Here is a 15,784-nt window from a genome sequence, read left to right on the forward strand (position 1 = left end):
AGGGGCTTCGCGCATGTAGCGCGGGGGTTCACCCCCGCGGGCATGGGGCATCCCTCACCCTAGGCAGCGCGGGGTGGGGTTTGCCGGTAGGGGCGACGCACGGGGGGCGACGCACGCGTTGTTGGCCGCGACCGCGTGTGTTCGGGACCACAGTGAGGTGGCGAATGAAGATCCTGACAGCCGACGAGATGCGCGCCCTGGAGAAGCGGGCCGACGCTTCGGGCGTGTCGTACCACGACATGATGGAGCGGGCGGGGCTGGCCGTGGCCCAGGCCATCCGCGCCGCCCGCGACGCCAAGAAGCACCCGCGCGTGGCGGTGCTGGTGGGGCCGGGCAACAACGGCGGCGATGGCCTTGTAGCGGCGCGCCACCTGGCCCGATGGGGCTACCAGGTGGCGGTGTACCTGGCCAAGCCGCGCCCGCCCGAGGACGAGAACCTGGCGCTGGCGGCCCAAGCGGGCGCGCATGTCGTCGCCGGCGACAACGACGCGACCCTGGCGCTGTGGCGGCGCATGGTGGCCGAATGCGACATCTTCGTGGACGCGCTCCTGGGCACGGGCGTCTCGCGCCCGATTGAGGGCCGCTTCCGCGACATTCTGCTTGTGGCGGGCGAGCAGGTGGCCCTGCGCAAGGGCGCGGCGCCGCGATTCGCGAACTTCGCGGGCGGTCTGGCCTGGCCCAAGGACGCGCCCGAGCCGATGCCGCGCCTCTCGCCGTGGGTCGTGGCGGTGGACTTGCCCAGCGGCCTGAACGCGGACACGGGCGCGCTGGATCCTGCCGCGCTCCCCGCCGATCTGACGGTTACGTTCGCCTTCCCCAAGCGCGGGCATTTTCTGTTCCCGGGCGCGGGGGCGGTGGGCCGGCTCCTGGTGGCCGACATCGGCATCCGCAGCGAGTGGGCCGCCGACGTGCCGCTGACCCTCATCACGCCCGAATGGGTGGCGGAGCGCCTGCCCCGCCGCCCGCTGAACGCGCACAAGGGGACCTTCGGGCGCGCGCTCATCGTGGCGGGTTCGGTGAACTACACGGGCGCGGCGGGGCTGGCGGCAGGGGCGGCGGTGCGGGCGGGCGCGGGGCTGGTAACGTTGTGCGCGGGAGCCTCCGTGCGGCCGGTCGTGGCGGGCCTGTCGCCGGAGGTTACCTACCTGGTGCTGCCAGAAGATGTGGGGGTGTTGAGCGAGACGGGCGCGCCGCTGGTGCTCCGCGAGTTGCCGCAGAGCCAGGCGCTTCTGGTCGGCCCGGGCCTGGGCCAGGATGAGACGACGCGCCGCCTGGTGTGGGCGGTGCTGGGCCTGGGGACGGCGCGGCGGCCGCGCATCGGGTTCACCGAGCGCGAGGAGTCGCCCCCGCCACCCCCGCCTTGCCCGATTGTGATAGACGCCGACGGCCTGAACGCGCTGGCCGGACTAGACGGCTGGCACGAGCGGGTCGCGGCTCCCTGCATCCTGACGCCGCACCCGGGCGAGATGGCGCGCTTGTTGCGCTGCTCCACGGCCGACGTGCAGGCAGACCGAATCGGCGTGGCCACGCGGGCCGCGCGGGAATGGGGCAAGGTTGTGGTCTTCAAGGGCGCGCACACGGTGGTCGCTGCGCCCGACGGGGCGGCGTTCGTGTGCCCGTTTGCCAACGCGGCGCTGGCGACGGCCGGCACGGGCGACGTGCTGGCGGGCATCCTGGTGGGGCTGCTGGCCCAGGGGGTGAATCCGACCGACGCGGCGGTGGCGGGGGTGTACGTGCACGCGCTGGCGGGCGAACTGGCGGCGCGGCAAACCGGGCCGTCGGGGCTGGCCGCCGGCGACTTGCTACGCTACATTCCGGCGGCGATGGCCCGATTGCGGGGAATGCCGGACGCAGGACAGCACTAGGGGCCTGACCGGATTGCAGGCCCCTTTGCCCAAATCCACGGTGCAGCGCGGGTTGACTAGGCTTCCGGCTCGGCAGGCGCGGCCTTCTTCTTGGAGGCCAGGGCCTTGCCCTTCTCCAGCAGTTCCTCGGCCTTGGCGCGCTGCTCCTCCAGGACGATGCGGCCCTTCTGCTGCGCCTCTTGGGCGCGCTTCGCGGCCTCTTCGGCCAGGCGCTCGGCCTCGCGTCGCGCCTCGGCGCTCAACTCCTCGGCCTTGTCGCGCAGTTCCAAGCCGGTCTCCCGAATCCGCGTGCGCGTCTCCTGCCCGGACTGGGGCGCGAACAACAGGGCTGCCGCGGCGCCTACCACCGCGCCGATGATGAATCCCGCCAGAAAATCACCAGCACCATCTCTTGCCATCTCTAACCTCCTCGCCTGTGTGTGAAATCATCCTTCGCCCGTTTCGGTCTTGTCCCCGGGCGCGCGCCGACGGAGTCCCAGCAGGGTTTTCGCCGCCTGCTGTGCGCCCGACACAAAACTGGTGGCCGACACAATGGGGTTGACCACCTTGTCGCTGATGAACGTGGTCGTGCCGCGCAGGGTGCTCGCCGTCTCGTTGGCCGAGTCCAGCAGCGGCTTGATCTCTTCCTTCAGCAGGCGAATCAGGCTGTTGACCTGAATCACCAGGAAGATGAGCACCACGCCGACGACGATGGACTCTATCGCCAGAACGATGATCGCTACATCCCGAACTTCAGCCATACGTTCCTCCTGCGTTTTCCGGCCACGCGCCTATTATATCATAACTTGAGCCATTTGACAATGAACATCGCGGCGAGCGCAAAGATGACGCCTTCCAGCACGTGCACCTGGCCAAGCATGGGCGCGGGCGACCTGGCGGCTTCCGCCGCGGCCTGGCCCACCAGGAAGCCCGCCGCGCTTGCCGCCCAGTAGAGCAGCGCATCGCGGGTTCGTTTGCCCTGCCACCACTGGAACACGCCCGCCAGTCCGGTGGCCAAAACCAGCGACAACAGCATGGCCGGAGCGGTCAGGTAGTCCATGTCTCCCCCTATGCGTCAATGATGCCGCCGCCCAGCACCACGTCGCCGTCGTAGAAGACGACGCCCTGGCCGGGGGTGATGTCGCGGAGCGGCGCGGCGAATTCCACCCAGGCGCGGTCGCCCTCCACACGGGCGAGGGTGGCCGGGACTTCTTTGGCGGCGTAGCGGATTTTCGCCGTGATGCGGGCCGGGAGCGCGGGCGGATGGCCAGCCACGAAGGACACGCGGCTGGCGGTGAGCCTGTCGCGCCCGAGTTCGCGCGCCGGCCCCACCACCAGCGCGTTGTCCTGCGGGCGAATCTCCAGCACGTACAGCGGTTCGGTGTAGGCAATGCCTAGCCCCTCCCGCTGGCCGATGGTGTAGTACGGGAGGCCCTTGTGCGTGCCGACGCGTTCCCCCGCCGAGGTGTAGATGGGCCCAGGGCGGATGGCGTCGGGGGCCACGGCGGCGAGGAAGCGGCGGTAGTCATTGTCGCGCACAAAGCAGATTTCCTGGCTTTCGGGGCGTTCGGCCGCGGCCAGCCCGAACTCGCGGGCCAGCGCCCGCACCTGGGGTTTGGTCAGTTCGCCCAGCGGGAACAGGGCGTGGGCCAGTTCGCGCTGCCCCAGCATGTGCAGGACGTAGGATTGGTCTTTGCGCGCATCCAGCCCCCGCAGCAGGCGGAACGTCTCGCCAACCCGCTGGACGCGCACATAATGCCCCGTCGCCAGATAGTCGGCCCCTTGCGCCAGGGCGTAGTCCAGCAGCAGCCCGAACTTCACGTCGCGGTTGCAGTACAGGCAGGGGTTGGGGGTACGCCCGCGCAGGTACTCGGCGATGAACGGCTCCACGACGGCGCGGCGGAACGCGTCGGCCAAGTCCACCACGTAGAACGGGGCGCCGACGCGCTCGCAGACCTGGCGGGCCACGGCCTCGGATTCGGGGGAGCAGCACTTGTTGGGCGCGGCGCGCCCGTCGCAAGACGGCTCGGCCCAGAAGTGGGCCATGACGCCGACCACGTCGTACCCCTGGCGCGCCAGGAGCGCCAGCGCCACGGAACTGTCCACGCCGCCGCTCAAGGCGACGACAACGCGGGGGGCCGCGCCGTTGCCGCCCCATGCCAGGGTTGGGCCGCTTGGAATGGATACAGCCTCGCCGCTCATGTGCTCCCGCCTATCGGAACCCGAAAATCTGCTTGCCCGCCCAGATGGCCTGGATGTTCCCGTCGTAGGCGAGCGATATCTCGGCGTGCGCCGCGAACCCGCAGTAGGAACAGTGGATGGCGGCGCGGTTGCGCAAGTAGCAGCCCTGCGTGATGGTCCCATCTGGCTCGGTGGTGCTGATGAGCCAGGGTTGGCAGCGCCAGGTGTTGCGCTTCAGGCGGCGCAGGGTCGCGTAGGAGTTCAACACTGGGAACCCCTCCCGCTTCAGCGCCATCAGTTGATCCAGCGCCCAGTCCCGCTGCTCGGTGGACAGCATCAGGTCGTCGGTCCCCTCAAAGGGGTAGTAGAACTGGATGGTGATTCCCTTGGTGATGCCGCTCAGGAACCGCACCAGGTCGGGAATCTCCTGCCAGTTGCGGGAGCCGATGGTGATGTTCGCCAGGATTTTCGGGTGGCGAGATGCGCGGATGTGGGCCACGGCGCGGTCAAAACTGTCGCCGCGCAGGGCGTTGTGGGTATCGCGCAGCCCGTCCATGCTCACCCACACGATGTCGGCGCTGGTGTCAATGGGCAGCGTGCCGTTGGTAACCACGCCCACGGTGAAGAAGCGGCGCTTGGCCTCGGCGACGAGATCTTCCAGGCGCTTGGAGCCGTCGCGCCACAGGAACGGCTCGCCGCCCTCCAAGATGAGCAGCCGCACGCCGTCGGCCCGCAGTCGGTCCATGGCGGCGATGGCCACGTCGTAGGGGACGTCGGGTCGGGGTTGTCGCCAGAATGGGCAGGCGGCGCATTTCAGGTTGCAGCGATAGGTGAGTTTGAACCCGTTGAGGAGCGGCCGCTTGATGCCGAACAGGCGGGCGCGCGCCATGTGCGCGGCGAAATACAGGTACTGTGAGCCGATCATCCGCCCCCTCGCGCCAGGTCGGCCAGGGTAGTGCGTTCCAGCGCGTCCACGACCAGCGCGTTCACCTGCTCCCATACGGTTCGCGCCGCGCATTGTTCCAGGCGCGCGCAGGCGACGTCGGCGTCGGCGCAGCGCAGGCTGACCACGTCGCCTTCCAGCGCGCGGATCACGTCGGCGACGGAGACCTGGTGCGGCGGGCGCGACAGGGCATAGCCGCCATGGGCGCCGCGCGTGCTGAGGAGCAGCCCCGACTCGCGCAGCGACGGGATGATCTGCTCCAGATAGGGCACGGGCAGGCCCTCGGCAGTGGCCACCTCGGCCACCGACACAGGCCCCTCGCCGTAGCGCCTGGCCCACTCGGTCATGGCGCGCAAGCCGTAGTACTCTCTTGCCGAAAACTGCATGGGTTCCTCCACCCCCTGGCGGGTCTGGCCTATTGTATGCGCGCGCGGCGGGGCTGTCAACGCGGGCGGGCCGATGGGGCTCTTGACCTCACCCTTCTCCACCCTGGCCCTCCCCTTCCCTCCCCGCGCGCGGTTCAGGGGCGGACAGCGAGCGTAGGGCGGGTTTCCATACCCGCCCTACGCCTGGGGCGGCTGTGGGAAGCCGCGCTACGTGCTTCCTGGGCGGGGGGTGGCGCGCTCGCGCCGCGGGGCCGCGCACATGACAACCCGATTTGACAGGTGCTCGCTGCCCGACGTATTGTAGCCCAGACCTTGCGGCGAGAGGATGATCGTGATGGTTCGCAGAACACTGTTCCTGGCGCTATCTCTGGCGGTCCTAGTCATCGGCTCGGCTTGCCGGCCCGCGCCCACCGTTGCGCCCGGCGGGGACGGGTTGCCGCCGCTGGCGCCGGTGGCGCTTGGCGCGGGGGAGAAACTCCGCGTTGTGGCGACCACGAGCATCGTCGCCGACGTGGTTGCCAACATTGGCGGCGACCGCATCGCGCTGACGGTGCTCGTGCCGCTCGGCGCAGATCCGCATTCCTTCCAGCCCACGCCGCAGGACATGACGGCTTTGGAGAAAGCCCACGTCGTGTACGCCAGCGGCGCGGGCCTGGAAACGTTCTTGGAGCCGCTCATAGCGAACGCCCAGGTGGGCAACCGCCTGGTCGCGGTCTCCACTGGCGTCGCGCTGTTGGAGGCCGCCGAGGCCCACGAGGACGAGTCGGCCGAAGAGGAGGCTCATCACCACGAGGGCAGCGACCCGCACACCTGGTTTGACCCCAACAATGTCATCGTGTGGGTGGGCAACATTCGGGACACGTTGAGCGCCCTGGACCCGTCGGGGGCGGCAGCGTACCGCGCCAACGCCCAGGCGTACACCGCGCAACTGCGGGAACTGGACGCCTGGATTCGGCAGCAGGTGGCGCAGATTCCCGAGGCCAATCGCAAACTGGTTACCGATCACACGGCCTTCACCTACTTCGCGGCGCGGTACGGGTTTGAGCAGGTGGGCGCGGTCATCCCCGGCTACAGCACGCTGGCCTCGCCCTCGGCTCGGGATCTGGCGGCGCTGGAAGATGCCATCCGCGCCCAGGGGGTCCGCGCCGTATTCACCGGCAAGACGGTCAACCCAGCCCTAGCCGAGCGCGTGGCCCAGGACACCGGCGTCCGCCTCGTCTTCCTATATATCGGCTCCTTGGGCGAAGCGGGCAGCCCCGCTTCCACGTATTTGGGCATGATGCGGTATAATGTGTCGGCGATTGTGGAGGCGCTTCGCTAGCCCAATGCGCCGGTGAGTGGATGTCGGACGACGAGATTCTGGGCAAAGGCTATAACGCGGCGATTGTGCGGAGGCTTCTGGCCTTCCTGAAACCGTATGTGCCGCAGATGGTGGGGGCGGGCGCGCTGATGCTGGTGGTGTCGGCGTGCTCGCTGGCCGGGCCGTACCTTGTGCGCCTGGCCATTGACCGGGGCATCGTGGCGCGGGACATGCAGGCGCTGGCCGTGTTGGCGGCCGCTTTCTCCGCAAGCCGCCTGGTGATGTGGGGCAGCCGCTACGCGCAGATTCAAGTCATCTACCGCGTCGGTCAGCGCGTCATCGTGCACATCCGAACGCTGCTCTTCGCGCACCTGCAACGCCTTTCGCTCCGCTTCTTCTCACACCACGCGGTTGGGCGGCTCATCTCCCGCCTCACGTCCGACGTGCACGTGCTGCAAGACCTGATCACGTGGAGCGTCCTGGGCACGGTCAACGACGTGTTTGTCCTGGTCGGGATCGTGGCGGTCATGTTCGGCATGAGCGCCCGCCTGTCCCTGCTGGCGTTTGTCGTCATACCGGTGTTGGGCGCGCTGACGGCGGTCTGGCAGAAGGAGGCGCGACAGCGATACCGGCGGGTGCGCAAGGCCATCGCCGCCGTCAACGCCAACCTGCAGGAGAACATCAGCGGCGTGCGGGTGGTGCAGGCGTTTTCGCGGGAAGAGCGAAACCTGCGCGCCTTCGCCGACGGGATCAACCGCGAGAACCTGGAGGCGAATCTGCACGCCAGTCGGCTGTCGGCGCTGTTTTTCCCGACGGTGGATCTGGTGAGCGTGGCGGCCACGGCCGTCGTCATCTGGTTTGGCGGGCAGATGGTCATCGGCGGGACTCTGACGGCGGGCGAACTCGTGGCCTTCGTGCTGTACATTGACCGCTTCTTTGACCCCATCCGAGATCTCAGCGAGCGCTATAACACCCTCCAGGCGACGATGGCCGCCGGCGAGCGCATCTTTGAACTGCTGGACACGCCGCCCGACATCGTGGACCCGCCCGACGCGGTGGAGATGCCGCCCATGCGCGGTGAGGTGGAGTTTGACCACGTGTCGTTCAGTTACGATGACAAGACCGTGGTGCTGGAAGACGTTTCGCTCCACATCCGCCCGGGCGAGACGGTGGCCTTTGTGGGGGCGACGGGCGCGGGCAAGACCTCGCTCATCAAACTCATCGGCCGCTTCTACGACGTGGACGCGGGGGCAATCCGCGTGGACGGGCTGGACGTGCGCCGCTGGCGGCTGGCATCCCTGCGCGGGCAGATGAGCATCGTCCTGCAGGAGCCGTTTCTGTTCACGGGAACCATCCGCGAGAACATCCGCTACGGGCGGCTGGACGCGACCGACGCCGAGGTGGAGGCCGCGGCCAAGGTCGTGGGCGCGGGCGACTTCATCGCGCGGCTGCCGAACGGGTTTGACACGTGGGTGGAGGAGGGCGGCGCGAACCTGTCGGTGGGCCAGCGTCAGTTGATCTCGTTCGCCAGGGCGTTGCTGGCTGACCCGAAAATTCTCATCCTGGACGAGGCCACGTCCAGCGTGGACACGCCAACCGAGCGCACCATCCAGGAGGCGATGCAGGTGCTGCGCAAAGGGCGCACCACGCTCATCGTGGCGCACCGCCTGTCCACCGTTGTCCATGCGGATCGGATTGTGGTGCTGGAAGCGGGGCGGGTGGTGGAGGAGGGGACGCACCGAGAACTCCTGGCGCGGGGAGGCGTGTACCATCGCCTATACCAGATCGGCTTCGGGGTTTCGCCCGCGGGTGGAGACGGGGAACTTGTCCACGAATAACACGAATGAGCACGAATGGGCACGGTGGGGGACTTATCCACGAATAACACGAATGAGCACGAATAGATGAGGGGCGTGGCTGCGAACGGCGCGCGGCTCGGTTCTGCTCTGTGTTGGTGAGCAAGGTGCGACGCACTTCCAGAAGTGCGTCGCACCTTAACCCATGCCGCCACCAACAGAGTTTGGAACCGAGTCCGTCGCGCGGTGCGGTTGCGCGGGGCGCGCAGGGGGCGTATAATGGGCGCGCTGATTCTCGTGTAGGGAGGGCAAGGTGGCGCCGGAAATCCGCCAGTTGTTGGCCCAGCCGTGGCCGGACGGGCAACGCGTGCTAGTCTCCTTCCTGTGGGAGGGGGAGGGCCCGGTGAATGTGGAACTTGCGCTGCAGTCGGCGGCCGGCGACCCATGGGGGCATATGCTGGTGGTGGAACTGAACGAGCCGCGCATGGACGTAACGCTGCACCTGCGCGCCCAGGCCCTGCCTGGAGCCGAGGGGGTGGTGCTGGCGCGCCTCTTGCAGGGCGAGAGCGTGGCCGACTCCATGACTGCATCGTTCGCCCTGCCCTCAAACCCGGCCCCATAGAGCGGGGCGAGGGGTTGCGCACTTCCGCCGCGTCTCGCCCGACCCGCACCGTAGGGAGGTTATCCGGACTTGAAACCGTGGAGCGTTCTGAGTTCCCGCCTCATCCTCAGCAAGCCGCCATGGTTGACCATCACGGCCCAGCGTTGCCAATTGCCCAACGGCCACATCATTGAGGAGTACCTGCTGGCCGAAGGGCGCGACGTTGTCATGGTGTTCCCGCTGTCGGCCGACGGCAAGGTCATCCTGGTGGAGCAGTACAAGCACGGGTGCGGGCGGGTGCTGTGGGATTTGCCCGCAGGCTACGTGGATGCCGACGACCCTTCGCTGCTGGAGGCGGCGCAGCGCGAACTGGCCGAGGAGACCGGACATTCCGCCGACGATTGGACGCACCTGGCGTCGCTGTATCCCGACCCGAATCGTTCGGCCAACCGATTCCACTTCTATCTGGCCGTCGGCGCGCGACAAACCTCGGCCCAGCACCTGGACGCCACGGAGGACATCAACGTGCACGTGGTCTCGCCCGCAGACCTGTGGGCGCTGGTCGCGGAGGGGAAAATCGGCTCCATGTCGTCGGTGGCGGGGATTGGCCTGGGGCTTCGGCGGCTGGCCGAGCGAGGCGTGGTACCTCCCGCAGTCCTCGGCCATGCCGAAGGCCGTGGTGCTGTGTGAGGACTGAAGCCGACCCGGTGAAGCGCATGTCATCCTGGAAGGTCTTGCGGCGGTTACTGTCCTATCTGCGGCCCTACAGGCGGCGCGTGGCCCTGACGTACCTGTGCCTTGTGGGGGTCAACGCGCTGGGCCTTGTCGTGCCGTGGGTGCTGAAGCAGGCCGTGGACATCGGGCTGGCGCAGGGGACGCCGTCGGCGCTGATGTTGCTGGCGGGCGGGCTGTTTGGACTGGGGCTGGCCAGGGCGGGTGTATCCTTCGGCCAGCGCTACGGGATTGCCTGGCTGGCGCATCGCGTGGCCTACGACCTGCGCAATCAACTGTACAACCGCATCCAGACCCTGTCCTTCACCTTCCATGACCACAGCCAGACGGGGCAATTGATGTCGCGCTGCACGTCCGACGTGTCGTCCGTGCAGGACTTCGCGGGGATGGGCATCGCCGAATTCCTCCACATTGCTATCTTGTTCGTGGCCATTGTGGCCATTCTGTTCAGCGTGCACCCTGGCCTGGCCGCGGCGGCGCTGACGCCCATCCCTATCCTGGCCGCGGTAACCGTGCGCTTCGGCAAGCGCATCGGCCCGCTGTTCCAGCGCATCCAGGAGCAGCACGCCGAGATGACCACCATCCTGCAAGAAGACCTGACCGGCATCCAGGTGGTGCAGGCGTTCACCCGCGAGCCGTATGAGATTGAGCGGTTCCGCGAGGCCAATGTGGAGTTGATGCGGCGCAGGCTGGCCACGGTGGGCGAGTGGAGTTTCAACTTCCCCATGATGACGTTCATCATCAGCCTGGGCACGGCCATCATCCTGTGGTACGGCGGGCGCCTGGTGTACGCCGGGCAGTTGACCGTGGGGACGCTGGTGGCGTTCAACGGCTACCTGGGGATGCTGGCGATGCCGGTGCAGCGCATGGGCTGGCTGGTGGACATGGCCGCCGAGGCCGTGGCGTCGGGCCGGCGCATCTTTGAGATTCTGGACACTCCGTCGCCCGTGCAGGAGCGGCCAGGGGCCGTTGACCTGCCGCCAGGCCCCGGCCGCGTGGAGTTTCGCGATGTTACCTTCGGCTACGGCGACAGGCCCATCCTGCAGCGCATCTCGTTCGTCGCCGAGCCGGGGCAAATCGTGGCGCTGGTCGGCGAAACGGGATCGGGCAAGAGCACCCTCATCCACCTCATCCCGCGTTTCTACGACGTTACCGAGGGCCAAATCCTGGTGGACGGCCGCGACATCCGCGACGTAACGCTGCGCTCGCTGCGGCGGCAGATCGGCATCGTGCTGCAAGACACTTTCCTGTTCTCGGCCACCATCCGCGAGAACATCGCCTACGGCCGACAGGACGCCACCGACGAGGAGATCATCGCCGCCGCGAAGGCCGCCCACGCCCACGAGTTCATCACGCAGTTCCCCGACGGCTACGAGACCCTGGTCGGCGAGCGTGGCATCACCCTGTCGGGCGGGCAGAGGCAGCGCGTGGCCATCGCCCGCGCCCTGCTCATGAACCCGCGCATCCTGCTGCTGGACGATTCCACGTCCAGCGTGGACACCGAGACGGAGCGGCTCATCCAGGACGCGCTGGCCCGCCTGATGGTCGGGCGCACCACGTTCATTATCGCCCAGCGGTTGAGCACAGTGGTGCGCGCCGATCAGATTCTGGTGGTGCACGACGGGCGGATCGCGGAGCGCGGGACGCACGCCGAGTTGCTGGCCCGCGGTGGGCGCTACGCCGCCATCTGCCAGCAGCAACTGCGCCCGCCGCGCGAGGGCCTGTCCGACGAGCCTGCGCTGGACTCCGTGCGCGCCGCACCGGGACGAGGAGGTGAGACATCATGAGCGAAACGCGAACGCCCTTCGGGCGCAGGCGCGCGAACCATATCCCCGACGCGCCCATCCTGGAAGCCGTGGGCGTTACCGCGCAGTACAACGGGCGCGTCGCGCTGGACAATGTCTCGTTTTGCCTGACCAAAGGGGAACGGGTGGCCGTGGTAGGCCCCAATGGGGCGGGGAAAACCACGCTGTTCAAGGTCATCGCGGGCGTGTTGGCCCCGACGCAGGGCGAGGTGCGCGTGGCGGGGCATGGCCCCCGCGGGCACATCTGCATCGCCTATCTGCCCCAGCGGAGCGAAGTGGACTGGGATTTCCCCGTTACGGTCGCCGACGTGGTGATGATGGGGCGCATCGGGAAGATGGGGCTGCTGCGCCACCCAGGCCGCCGCGACCGCGCGCTGGTGCGGCGGTGCCTGGACATCGTGGGGCTTACGGAACTGGCCGACCGCCAGATTGGCGAACTCTCGGGCGGGCAGCAGCAGCGCATGTTCATCGCGCGGGCGCTGGCCCAGGAGGCCGAACTGATGCTGATGGACGAGCCGCTCACGGGGCTGGATGTCGGCTCGCAGGAGAGCATCTTCCATATCCTGGACACCCTGCGCGAGCAGCGTGTTACCGTCATGGTGGCCACGCACGACCTCAATATGGCGGCGGCCCGCTTTGACCGCGTGATGCTTCTGAACAAGCGCCTGTTCGGCTTCGGGCCTGCCGCCGAGGTCTTCGCGCCCGACCGACTGCGCCAGGCCTACGGCGACAATCTGCGCTTTGTGGAGACCGACGATGGCCTGATGGTGCTGACTGACACGTGTTGCGGAGGGGATCGCCGATGAACGGGCTGGTTGACATCGTGCTTGCGCCGTTGCAGTATGGGTTCATGATGCGGGGGTTGGCGGCGTCCATCATGGTGGGCGTCGTGTGCGCGACGGTGGGCACCTACGTGGTGCTGCGCGGGATGGCGTTCTTCGGCGACGCGCTGGCGCACGCCATCCTGCCAGGCGTGGCGGTGGGCTACCTGGTGAGCGGCGTCGCGCGGGGGCCGCTGTTCTGGTGGGCGCTGGGCACGGCGATCCTCACGGCCCTAGGCATCGGCGCGGTGGGCAAGGAGACCCGCGTCAAAGAGGATACGGCCATCGGCATCATCTTCGCCACGATGTTCGCGCTGGGCATCGCCCTCATCTCGCGGACGCAGAGTTACGCCGTGGATCTGGCCCACTTCCTCTTCGGTGACGTGCTCGGGGTCTCCACGGGCGACCTGGCGCTGACGGCGGGATTCGGCAGCCTGGTGATCCTGACCATCGTGGCACTGTACAAGGAGTTCCTGGTCATCTCGTTTGACCCCATTCTGGCGAGCACGCTGCGCCTGCCGTCGTCGCTGCTCAATTCCCTGCTGCTGGTGCTGATCGCGGTTACCATCGTGGTGTCGCTGCAAACGGTGGGGATCGCGCTGATGGTGGCGATGCTGGTTACGCCCGCGGCCACCGCCTACCTGCTGACCCGCCGATTGCCGCTGATGATGGGTCTCGCGGCCTTGCTGGGCGCGGCGGCGGGGGTCATCGGGCTGTACGTGTCGTACTACCTGGGCATCGCTTCGGGCGCGGCGATTGTGTTGGTGTGTTCGGCCTTCTTCCTGCTGGCCGTGCTGTTCGCGCCGCGCAGGGGTGTGCTGACGGGTCGGCGTGCCCGCGCCAAGAGACGCGAGTCGCCATCGGCCTGACGCCCGTCGGGTCGCCCACGGCAGCCCCGTCGCAGATTTCGCCTCGCGCGGATTCCCCTCGTGCGTGCCCCCACGGGCGGGCGCACGCGTCAGTCCTGTGTCAGTCGGCGCGGGTATGATGGAGTCGCGAGGCGCAACCGTGGGGGTCTCTGTCCCCGTGCGCCCGGCCATAGAGCATAGCCCGGGAGGTGGGACATGAAGCGATTCTTCTCCCGCATAGGGCGCGGCATCCTGCCCTTTTTCCTGCGCCATTGGGCGGGCGCAGCCATCGTGCTCCTGCTCCTGCTCGCCGCCTTCACCGGCTACCAGATGTGGCGTCTGGGGCCGGTGATGGCGCTCTCGCTGCTGCCCCAGTTGATTCTGTGCCTGGCGCTCGTCGTGGCGGTGGTTGCGGTCCGCCGGTTCATCAAGGCGCTGACCACGAAGAACGTGGTGGAGAGCGGCGTGGCGCAGGGGCGCGCCACCCGCCCGCATGAAGATTGCCCACACAAAGACACGAAGACACGGAGTGCTTCTTTGCGGCCTGTGTGGGGAAGCATGCGCGGCGAGGTGGGGCCTTTCACGTTGCGTATGCACGCCTGGGAATTTCACATCCCCGCAGGTGCAGTCCCCCTGAGCTCTCGTCAGCGCCTTCGGCACCTCGCATTTGGACGCTCTTGACGTCCGTGCGCTATTTGCAGTACACTGTGCACAAATGGGGAAGACATCAAGGGCTGGTCGGGCACCTCTGCCGGTATGCGTCTGGCGTGTGGCAAAACGTTTGTAACTACTGTGGACTCAAAAGGTAGAAAGACAGGAACTGAACGTATGGTGAGAAGGCAAAACGAAAGCAAGATTCGGGAAAGCGAGGTGGAGGACGCGCTCGTTGCCAATCTCTCGTACCTTCAAGAACTGCTCGCTCTTGATTCCGAGCCCAGGCTACTCGCAAGGCAGCTGCGAATGAGGTCGGGTGAGCAGCGACTTGATCTGCTGCTTCTGCACCGCAAAGACCTGGTACTGGTTGAACTGAAGGTTACGGCATTCAGCCCTGATCACCTTGAGCAGGTGGTAGGCTACGTGCGAGATATAGAGGAACTACAACGCTCGGGTAATCTGATCGCTGGCAGTACAAGACCCTACCTGTTGGTAACGGGGGCAAAGGAATCTGATTTCGGCCTCTGCAAAGAGCGGAACGTCACGCTAATCATTTACGATCCTTTGGATGTCATAACGCGGTACTTCACAATGCTATCCGAACTGACTCCATTCTTTCGCGTCAAGCCGAACGACTATGGAGTCTATAGTCTAGCCCTGATTAACAGAACGCTGGCAGCGATCGGTGAGGGCAATCTTGACAAGCCCGCGATTGCCGAAGCAACTGGTCTCGGGAGGTCAAGCGTTCATCACCACCTAACAATTGCCAGAGAGTTCGGTTTGGTTAGGGTGGATCGCAAGAAGTGCTGGCTGACTGACTTTGGACACGCATACCTCAAGGCCATGCAATCGCGGACTGTGGCTGATGAGTTGTCGGAACAGCAGGCGGAACTGCTGAAGAAGTTCATTGCCAAAGACCCTTTCTACTCCCCTACCGTCTTTGGAATCTATGCAATCGTAGAAAGTGCTTTCCTGTTGTCAAGGAATGTGTATCCATTCTCGTTTGAACACCTTGTTAGGATGTTCACGACCCTGGCGGGCAAGGAAGCAGAATGGAGTGCTCCCAGAGCGCGAAACACAGCAACCTACACTTTCCTGAACTTCGCGATAGATTTGGGGCTCCTGGGCAAGGTCGGCCAGCAGATAGTTCTGACTCCTGCGGGCTTCAGGTTTATCATCGCACTACAACTTCACAAGAGCATTGAGATGATAGAGAGCGTCTACATCGGGAGCGGTAAATAGGCTTGGAGACGACGTGGTTCCGAAGGGTGGATCTCAGTGTTGGAAGAGGAGGAGGGGGTGAAGGATCAAGAGGGGATTCTCAATTTAGAAAGAGAGTATGCTATTCTGGAGCGAGAGTGCATTGGGCGCAAGTCTCGTGAGGGCGCCTTTCCCGAACCCGTGGAGCGGGCCAGGGAGTTGCTTCTGGACGCGCAGCACCTGCTTGCGGAATATCAGCGGGAGCGTTCTCAGCGGGAACAAGCGGTCATTGCGCTTCAATACCGCGGTGTGATGGACGTATACAATTTGCTCCAAGTGCCCTCCGAGTCTTGCAAGACATTGGCACCGCCGGAAAGCACGAAGAAGATGTTCATCCGTCTTTATGAGCTGGCGAAGACCTTGGGCGACGAAGAGACCATGCGTTTCTGCGAAGATGTGCTGGAAACCTATGAGAGGCACCACATCAACGACCACATTGAGTGGAAACGCTGACGCCCTGCGCAATTGCACCCCACGCGCCGCCGCTCGCAATGGGTTGGCGGCGCGATGCCAAAACACGTAGGGCGGCTTTCCATAGCCGCCGGAAACGGGGGGCAGGCATGGGAACCTGCCCTACGCTCGCCAACCGCCGTCCACGAATAACACGAATCCA

At 66.4% G+C, this 15,784-nt stretch carries 17 protein-coding genes; 11 read left to right on the forward strand and 6 right to left on the reverse strand.

What is annotated here, in order from left to right; translation table 11 throughout:
- Positions 1 to 164 precede the first annotated feature (164 nt).
- Positions 165 to 1,865, forward strand: coding sequence for an NAD(P)H-hydrate dehydratase (locus H5T65_07765; GenBank protein ID MBC7259130.1), 1,701 nt, complete (start codon positions 165 to 167; stop codon positions 1,863 to 1,865).
- A 56-nt stretch (positions 1,866 to 1,921) separates the two neighbouring features.
- Here the strand turns inward: H5T65_07765 and H5T65_07770 are convergent, their stop codons facing one another.
- Genes H5T65_07770 through H5T65_07795 form a run of 6 tightly spaced genes read right to left on the reverse strand, consistent with a single transcriptional unit; the run spans position 1,922 to position 5,354 of the window.
- The gene (locus H5T65_07770; GenBank protein MBC7259131.1) at positions 1,922 to 2,263 is read right to left on the reverse strand and encodes a YtxH domain-containing protein; all 342 of its coding nucleotides are present in this window, start codon (positions 2,261 to 2,263) and stop codon (positions 1,922 to 1,924) included.
- 27 nt (positions 2,264 to 2,290) lie between these two features.
- Entirely contained in the window at positions 2,291 to 2,605 is a 315-nt protein-coding gene (locus H5T65_07775; protein ID MBC7259132.1) for a hypothetical protein, read from the reverse strand.
- Positions 2,606 to 2,643: 38 nt separating this feature from the next.
- Complete coding sequence (locus H5T65_07780; GenBank protein MBC7259133.1) at positions 2,644 to 2,904, reverse strand: hypothetical protein; 261 nt, start codon at positions 2,902 to 2,904, stop codon at positions 2,644 to 2,646.
- 8 nt (positions 2,905 to 2,912) lie between these two features.
- On the reverse strand, positions 2,913 to 4,046 hold the full coding sequence (gene mnmA / locus H5T65_07785) for a tRNA 2-thiouridine(34) synthase MnmA (protein MBC7259134.1): 1,134 nt from the start codon (positions 4,044 to 4,046) through the stop codon (positions 2,913 to 2,915).
- 10 nt (positions 4,047 to 4,056) lie between these two features.
- Positions 4,057 to 4,950 carry a radical SAM protein gene (locus tag H5T65_07790; GenBank protein ID MBC7259135.1) on the reverse strand — a complete coding sequence of 298 codons (894 nt, stop codon included), beginning with the start codon at positions 4,948 to 4,950 and terminating at the stop codon, positions 4,057 to 4,059.
- A complete protein-coding gene (locus tag H5T65_07795; protein ID MBC7259136.1) occupies positions 4,947 to 5,354 on the reverse strand; it encodes an Rrf2 family transcriptional regulator in 408 nt (135 codons plus the stop codon). Before H5T65_07795 ends, H5T65_07790 begins: the two co-directional genes overlap by 4 nt.
- A gap of 334 nt (positions 5,355 to 5,688) precedes the next feature.
- On the opposite strand from H5T65_07795, the gene H5T65_07800 reads away from it, so the two are divergent.
- The 10 genes from H5T65_07800 (at position 5,689) to H5T65_07845 (ending at position 15,624) form a co-directional block, all read left to right on the forward strand.
- Positions 5,689 to 6,675, forward strand: coding sequence for a zinc ABC transporter substrate-binding protein (locus H5T65_07800; GenBank protein ID MBC7259137.1), 987 nt, complete (start codon positions 5,689 to 5,691; stop codon positions 6,673 to 6,675).
- A gap of 20 nt (positions 6,676 to 6,695) precedes the next feature.
- Positions 6,696 to 8,492: an ABC transporter ATP-binding protein gene (locus H5T65_07805; protein ID MBC7259138.1), complete on the forward strand. Its 1,797-nt coding sequence runs from the start codon at positions 6,696 to 6,698 to the stop codon at positions 8,490 to 8,492.
- A gap of 271 nt (positions 8,493 to 8,763) precedes the next feature.
- Positions 8,764 to 9,072: a hypothetical protein gene (locus H5T65_07810; protein MBC7259139.1), complete on the forward strand. Its 309-nt coding sequence runs from the start codon at positions 8,764 to 8,766 to the stop codon at positions 9,070 to 9,072.
- Positions 9,073 to 9,141: 69 nt separating this feature from the next.
- Entirely contained in the window at positions 9,142 to 9,741 is a 600-nt protein-coding gene (locus H5T65_07815; protein ID MBC7259140.1) for an NUDIX hydrolase, read from the forward strand.
- Between the two features lie 26 nt (positions 9,742 to 9,767).
- Positions 9,768 to 11,570, forward strand: a complete 1,803-nt coding sequence (locus H5T65_07820) for an ABC transporter ATP-binding protein (protein MBC7259141.1) — start codon at positions 9,768 to 9,770, stop codon at positions 11,568 to 11,570.
- Positions 11,567 to 12,394 (forward strand): metal ABC transporter ATP-binding protein, encoded by an 828-nt coding sequence (locus tag H5T65_07825; GenBank protein MBC7259142.1) that lies wholly within the window; start codon positions 11,567 to 11,569, stop codon positions 12,392 to 12,394. Before H5T65_07820 ends, H5T65_07825 begins: the two co-directional genes overlap by 4 nt.
- 5 nt (positions 12,395 to 12,399) lie before the next feature.
- Complete coding sequence (locus H5T65_07830; GenBank protein MBC7259143.1) at positions 12,400 to 13,278, forward strand: metal ABC transporter permease; 879 nt, start codon at positions 12,400 to 12,402, stop codon at positions 13,276 to 13,278.
- A gap of 195 nt (positions 13,279 to 13,473) precedes the next feature.
- Complete coding sequence (locus tag H5T65_07835; protein MBC7259144.1) at positions 13,474 to 13,938, forward strand: hypothetical protein; 465 nt, start codon at positions 13,474 to 13,476, stop codon at positions 13,936 to 13,938.
- A 111-nt stretch (positions 13,939 to 14,049) separates the two neighbouring features.
- Complete coding sequence (locus tag H5T65_07840; protein MBC7259145.1) at positions 14,050 to 15,153, forward strand: DUF1016 family protein; 1,104 nt, start codon at positions 14,050 to 14,052, stop codon at positions 15,151 to 15,153.
- Positions 15,154 to 15,210: 57 nt separating this feature from the next.
- Positions 15,211 to 15,624, forward strand: a complete 414-nt coding sequence (locus H5T65_07845; protein MBC7259146.1) for a hypothetical protein — start codon at positions 15,211 to 15,213, stop codon at positions 15,622 to 15,624.
- The last annotated feature ends 160 nt before the right edge of the window (positions 15,625 to 15,784 follow it).

It is taken from the genome of Chloroflexota bacterium (assembly GCA_014360805.1).
Lineage (GTDB): Bacteria > Chloroflexota > Anaerolineae > DTLA01 > DTLA01 > DTLA01.

Coding starts and splice junctions, on each gene's coding strand:
- H5T65_07765 (MBC7259130.1), top strand. CDS start 165: ATGAAGATCCTGACAGCCGACGAGATGCGCGCCCTGGAGAAGCGGGCC.
- H5T65_07770 (MBC7259131.1), bottom strand. CDS start 2,263: ATGGCAAGAGATGGTGCTGGTGATTTTCTGGCGGGATTCATCATCGGC.
- H5T65_07775 (MBC7259132.1), bottom strand. CDS start 2,605: ATGGCTGAAGTTCGGGATGTAGCGATCATCGTTCTGGCGATAGAGTCC.
- H5T65_07780 (MBC7259133.1), bottom strand. CDS start 2,904: ATGGACTACCTGACCGCTCCGGCCATGCTGTTGTCGCTGGTTTTGGCC.
- mnmA (MBC7259134.1), bottom strand. CDS start 4,046: ATGAGCGGCGAGGCTGTATCCATTCCAAGCGGCCCAACCCTGGCATGG.
- H5T65_07790 (MBC7259135.1), bottom strand. CDS start 4,950: ATGATCGGCTCACAGTACCTGTATTTCGCCGCGCACATGGCGCGCGCC.
- H5T65_07795 (MBC7259136.1), bottom strand. CDS start 5,354: ATGCAGTTTTCGGCAAGAGAGTACTACGGCTTGCGCGCCATGACCGAG.
- H5T65_07800 (MBC7259137.1), top strand. CDS start 5,689: ATGGTTCGCAGAACACTGTTCCTGGCGCTATCTCTGGCGGTCCTAGTC.
- H5T65_07805 (MBC7259138.1), top strand. CDS start 6,696: ATGTCGGACGACGAGATTCTGGGCAAAGGCTATAACGCGGCGATTGTG.
- H5T65_07820 (MBC7259141.1), top strand. CDS start 9,768: ATGTCATCCTGGAAGGTCTTGCGGCGGTTACTGTCCTATCTGCGGCCC.
- H5T65_07825 (MBC7259142.1), top strand. CDS start 11,567: ATGAGCGAAACGCGAACGCCCTTCGGGCGCAGGCGCGCGAACCATATC.
- H5T65_07835 (MBC7259144.1), top strand. CDS start 13,474: ATGAAGCGATTCTTCTCCCGCATAGGGCGCGGCATCCTGCCCTTTTTC.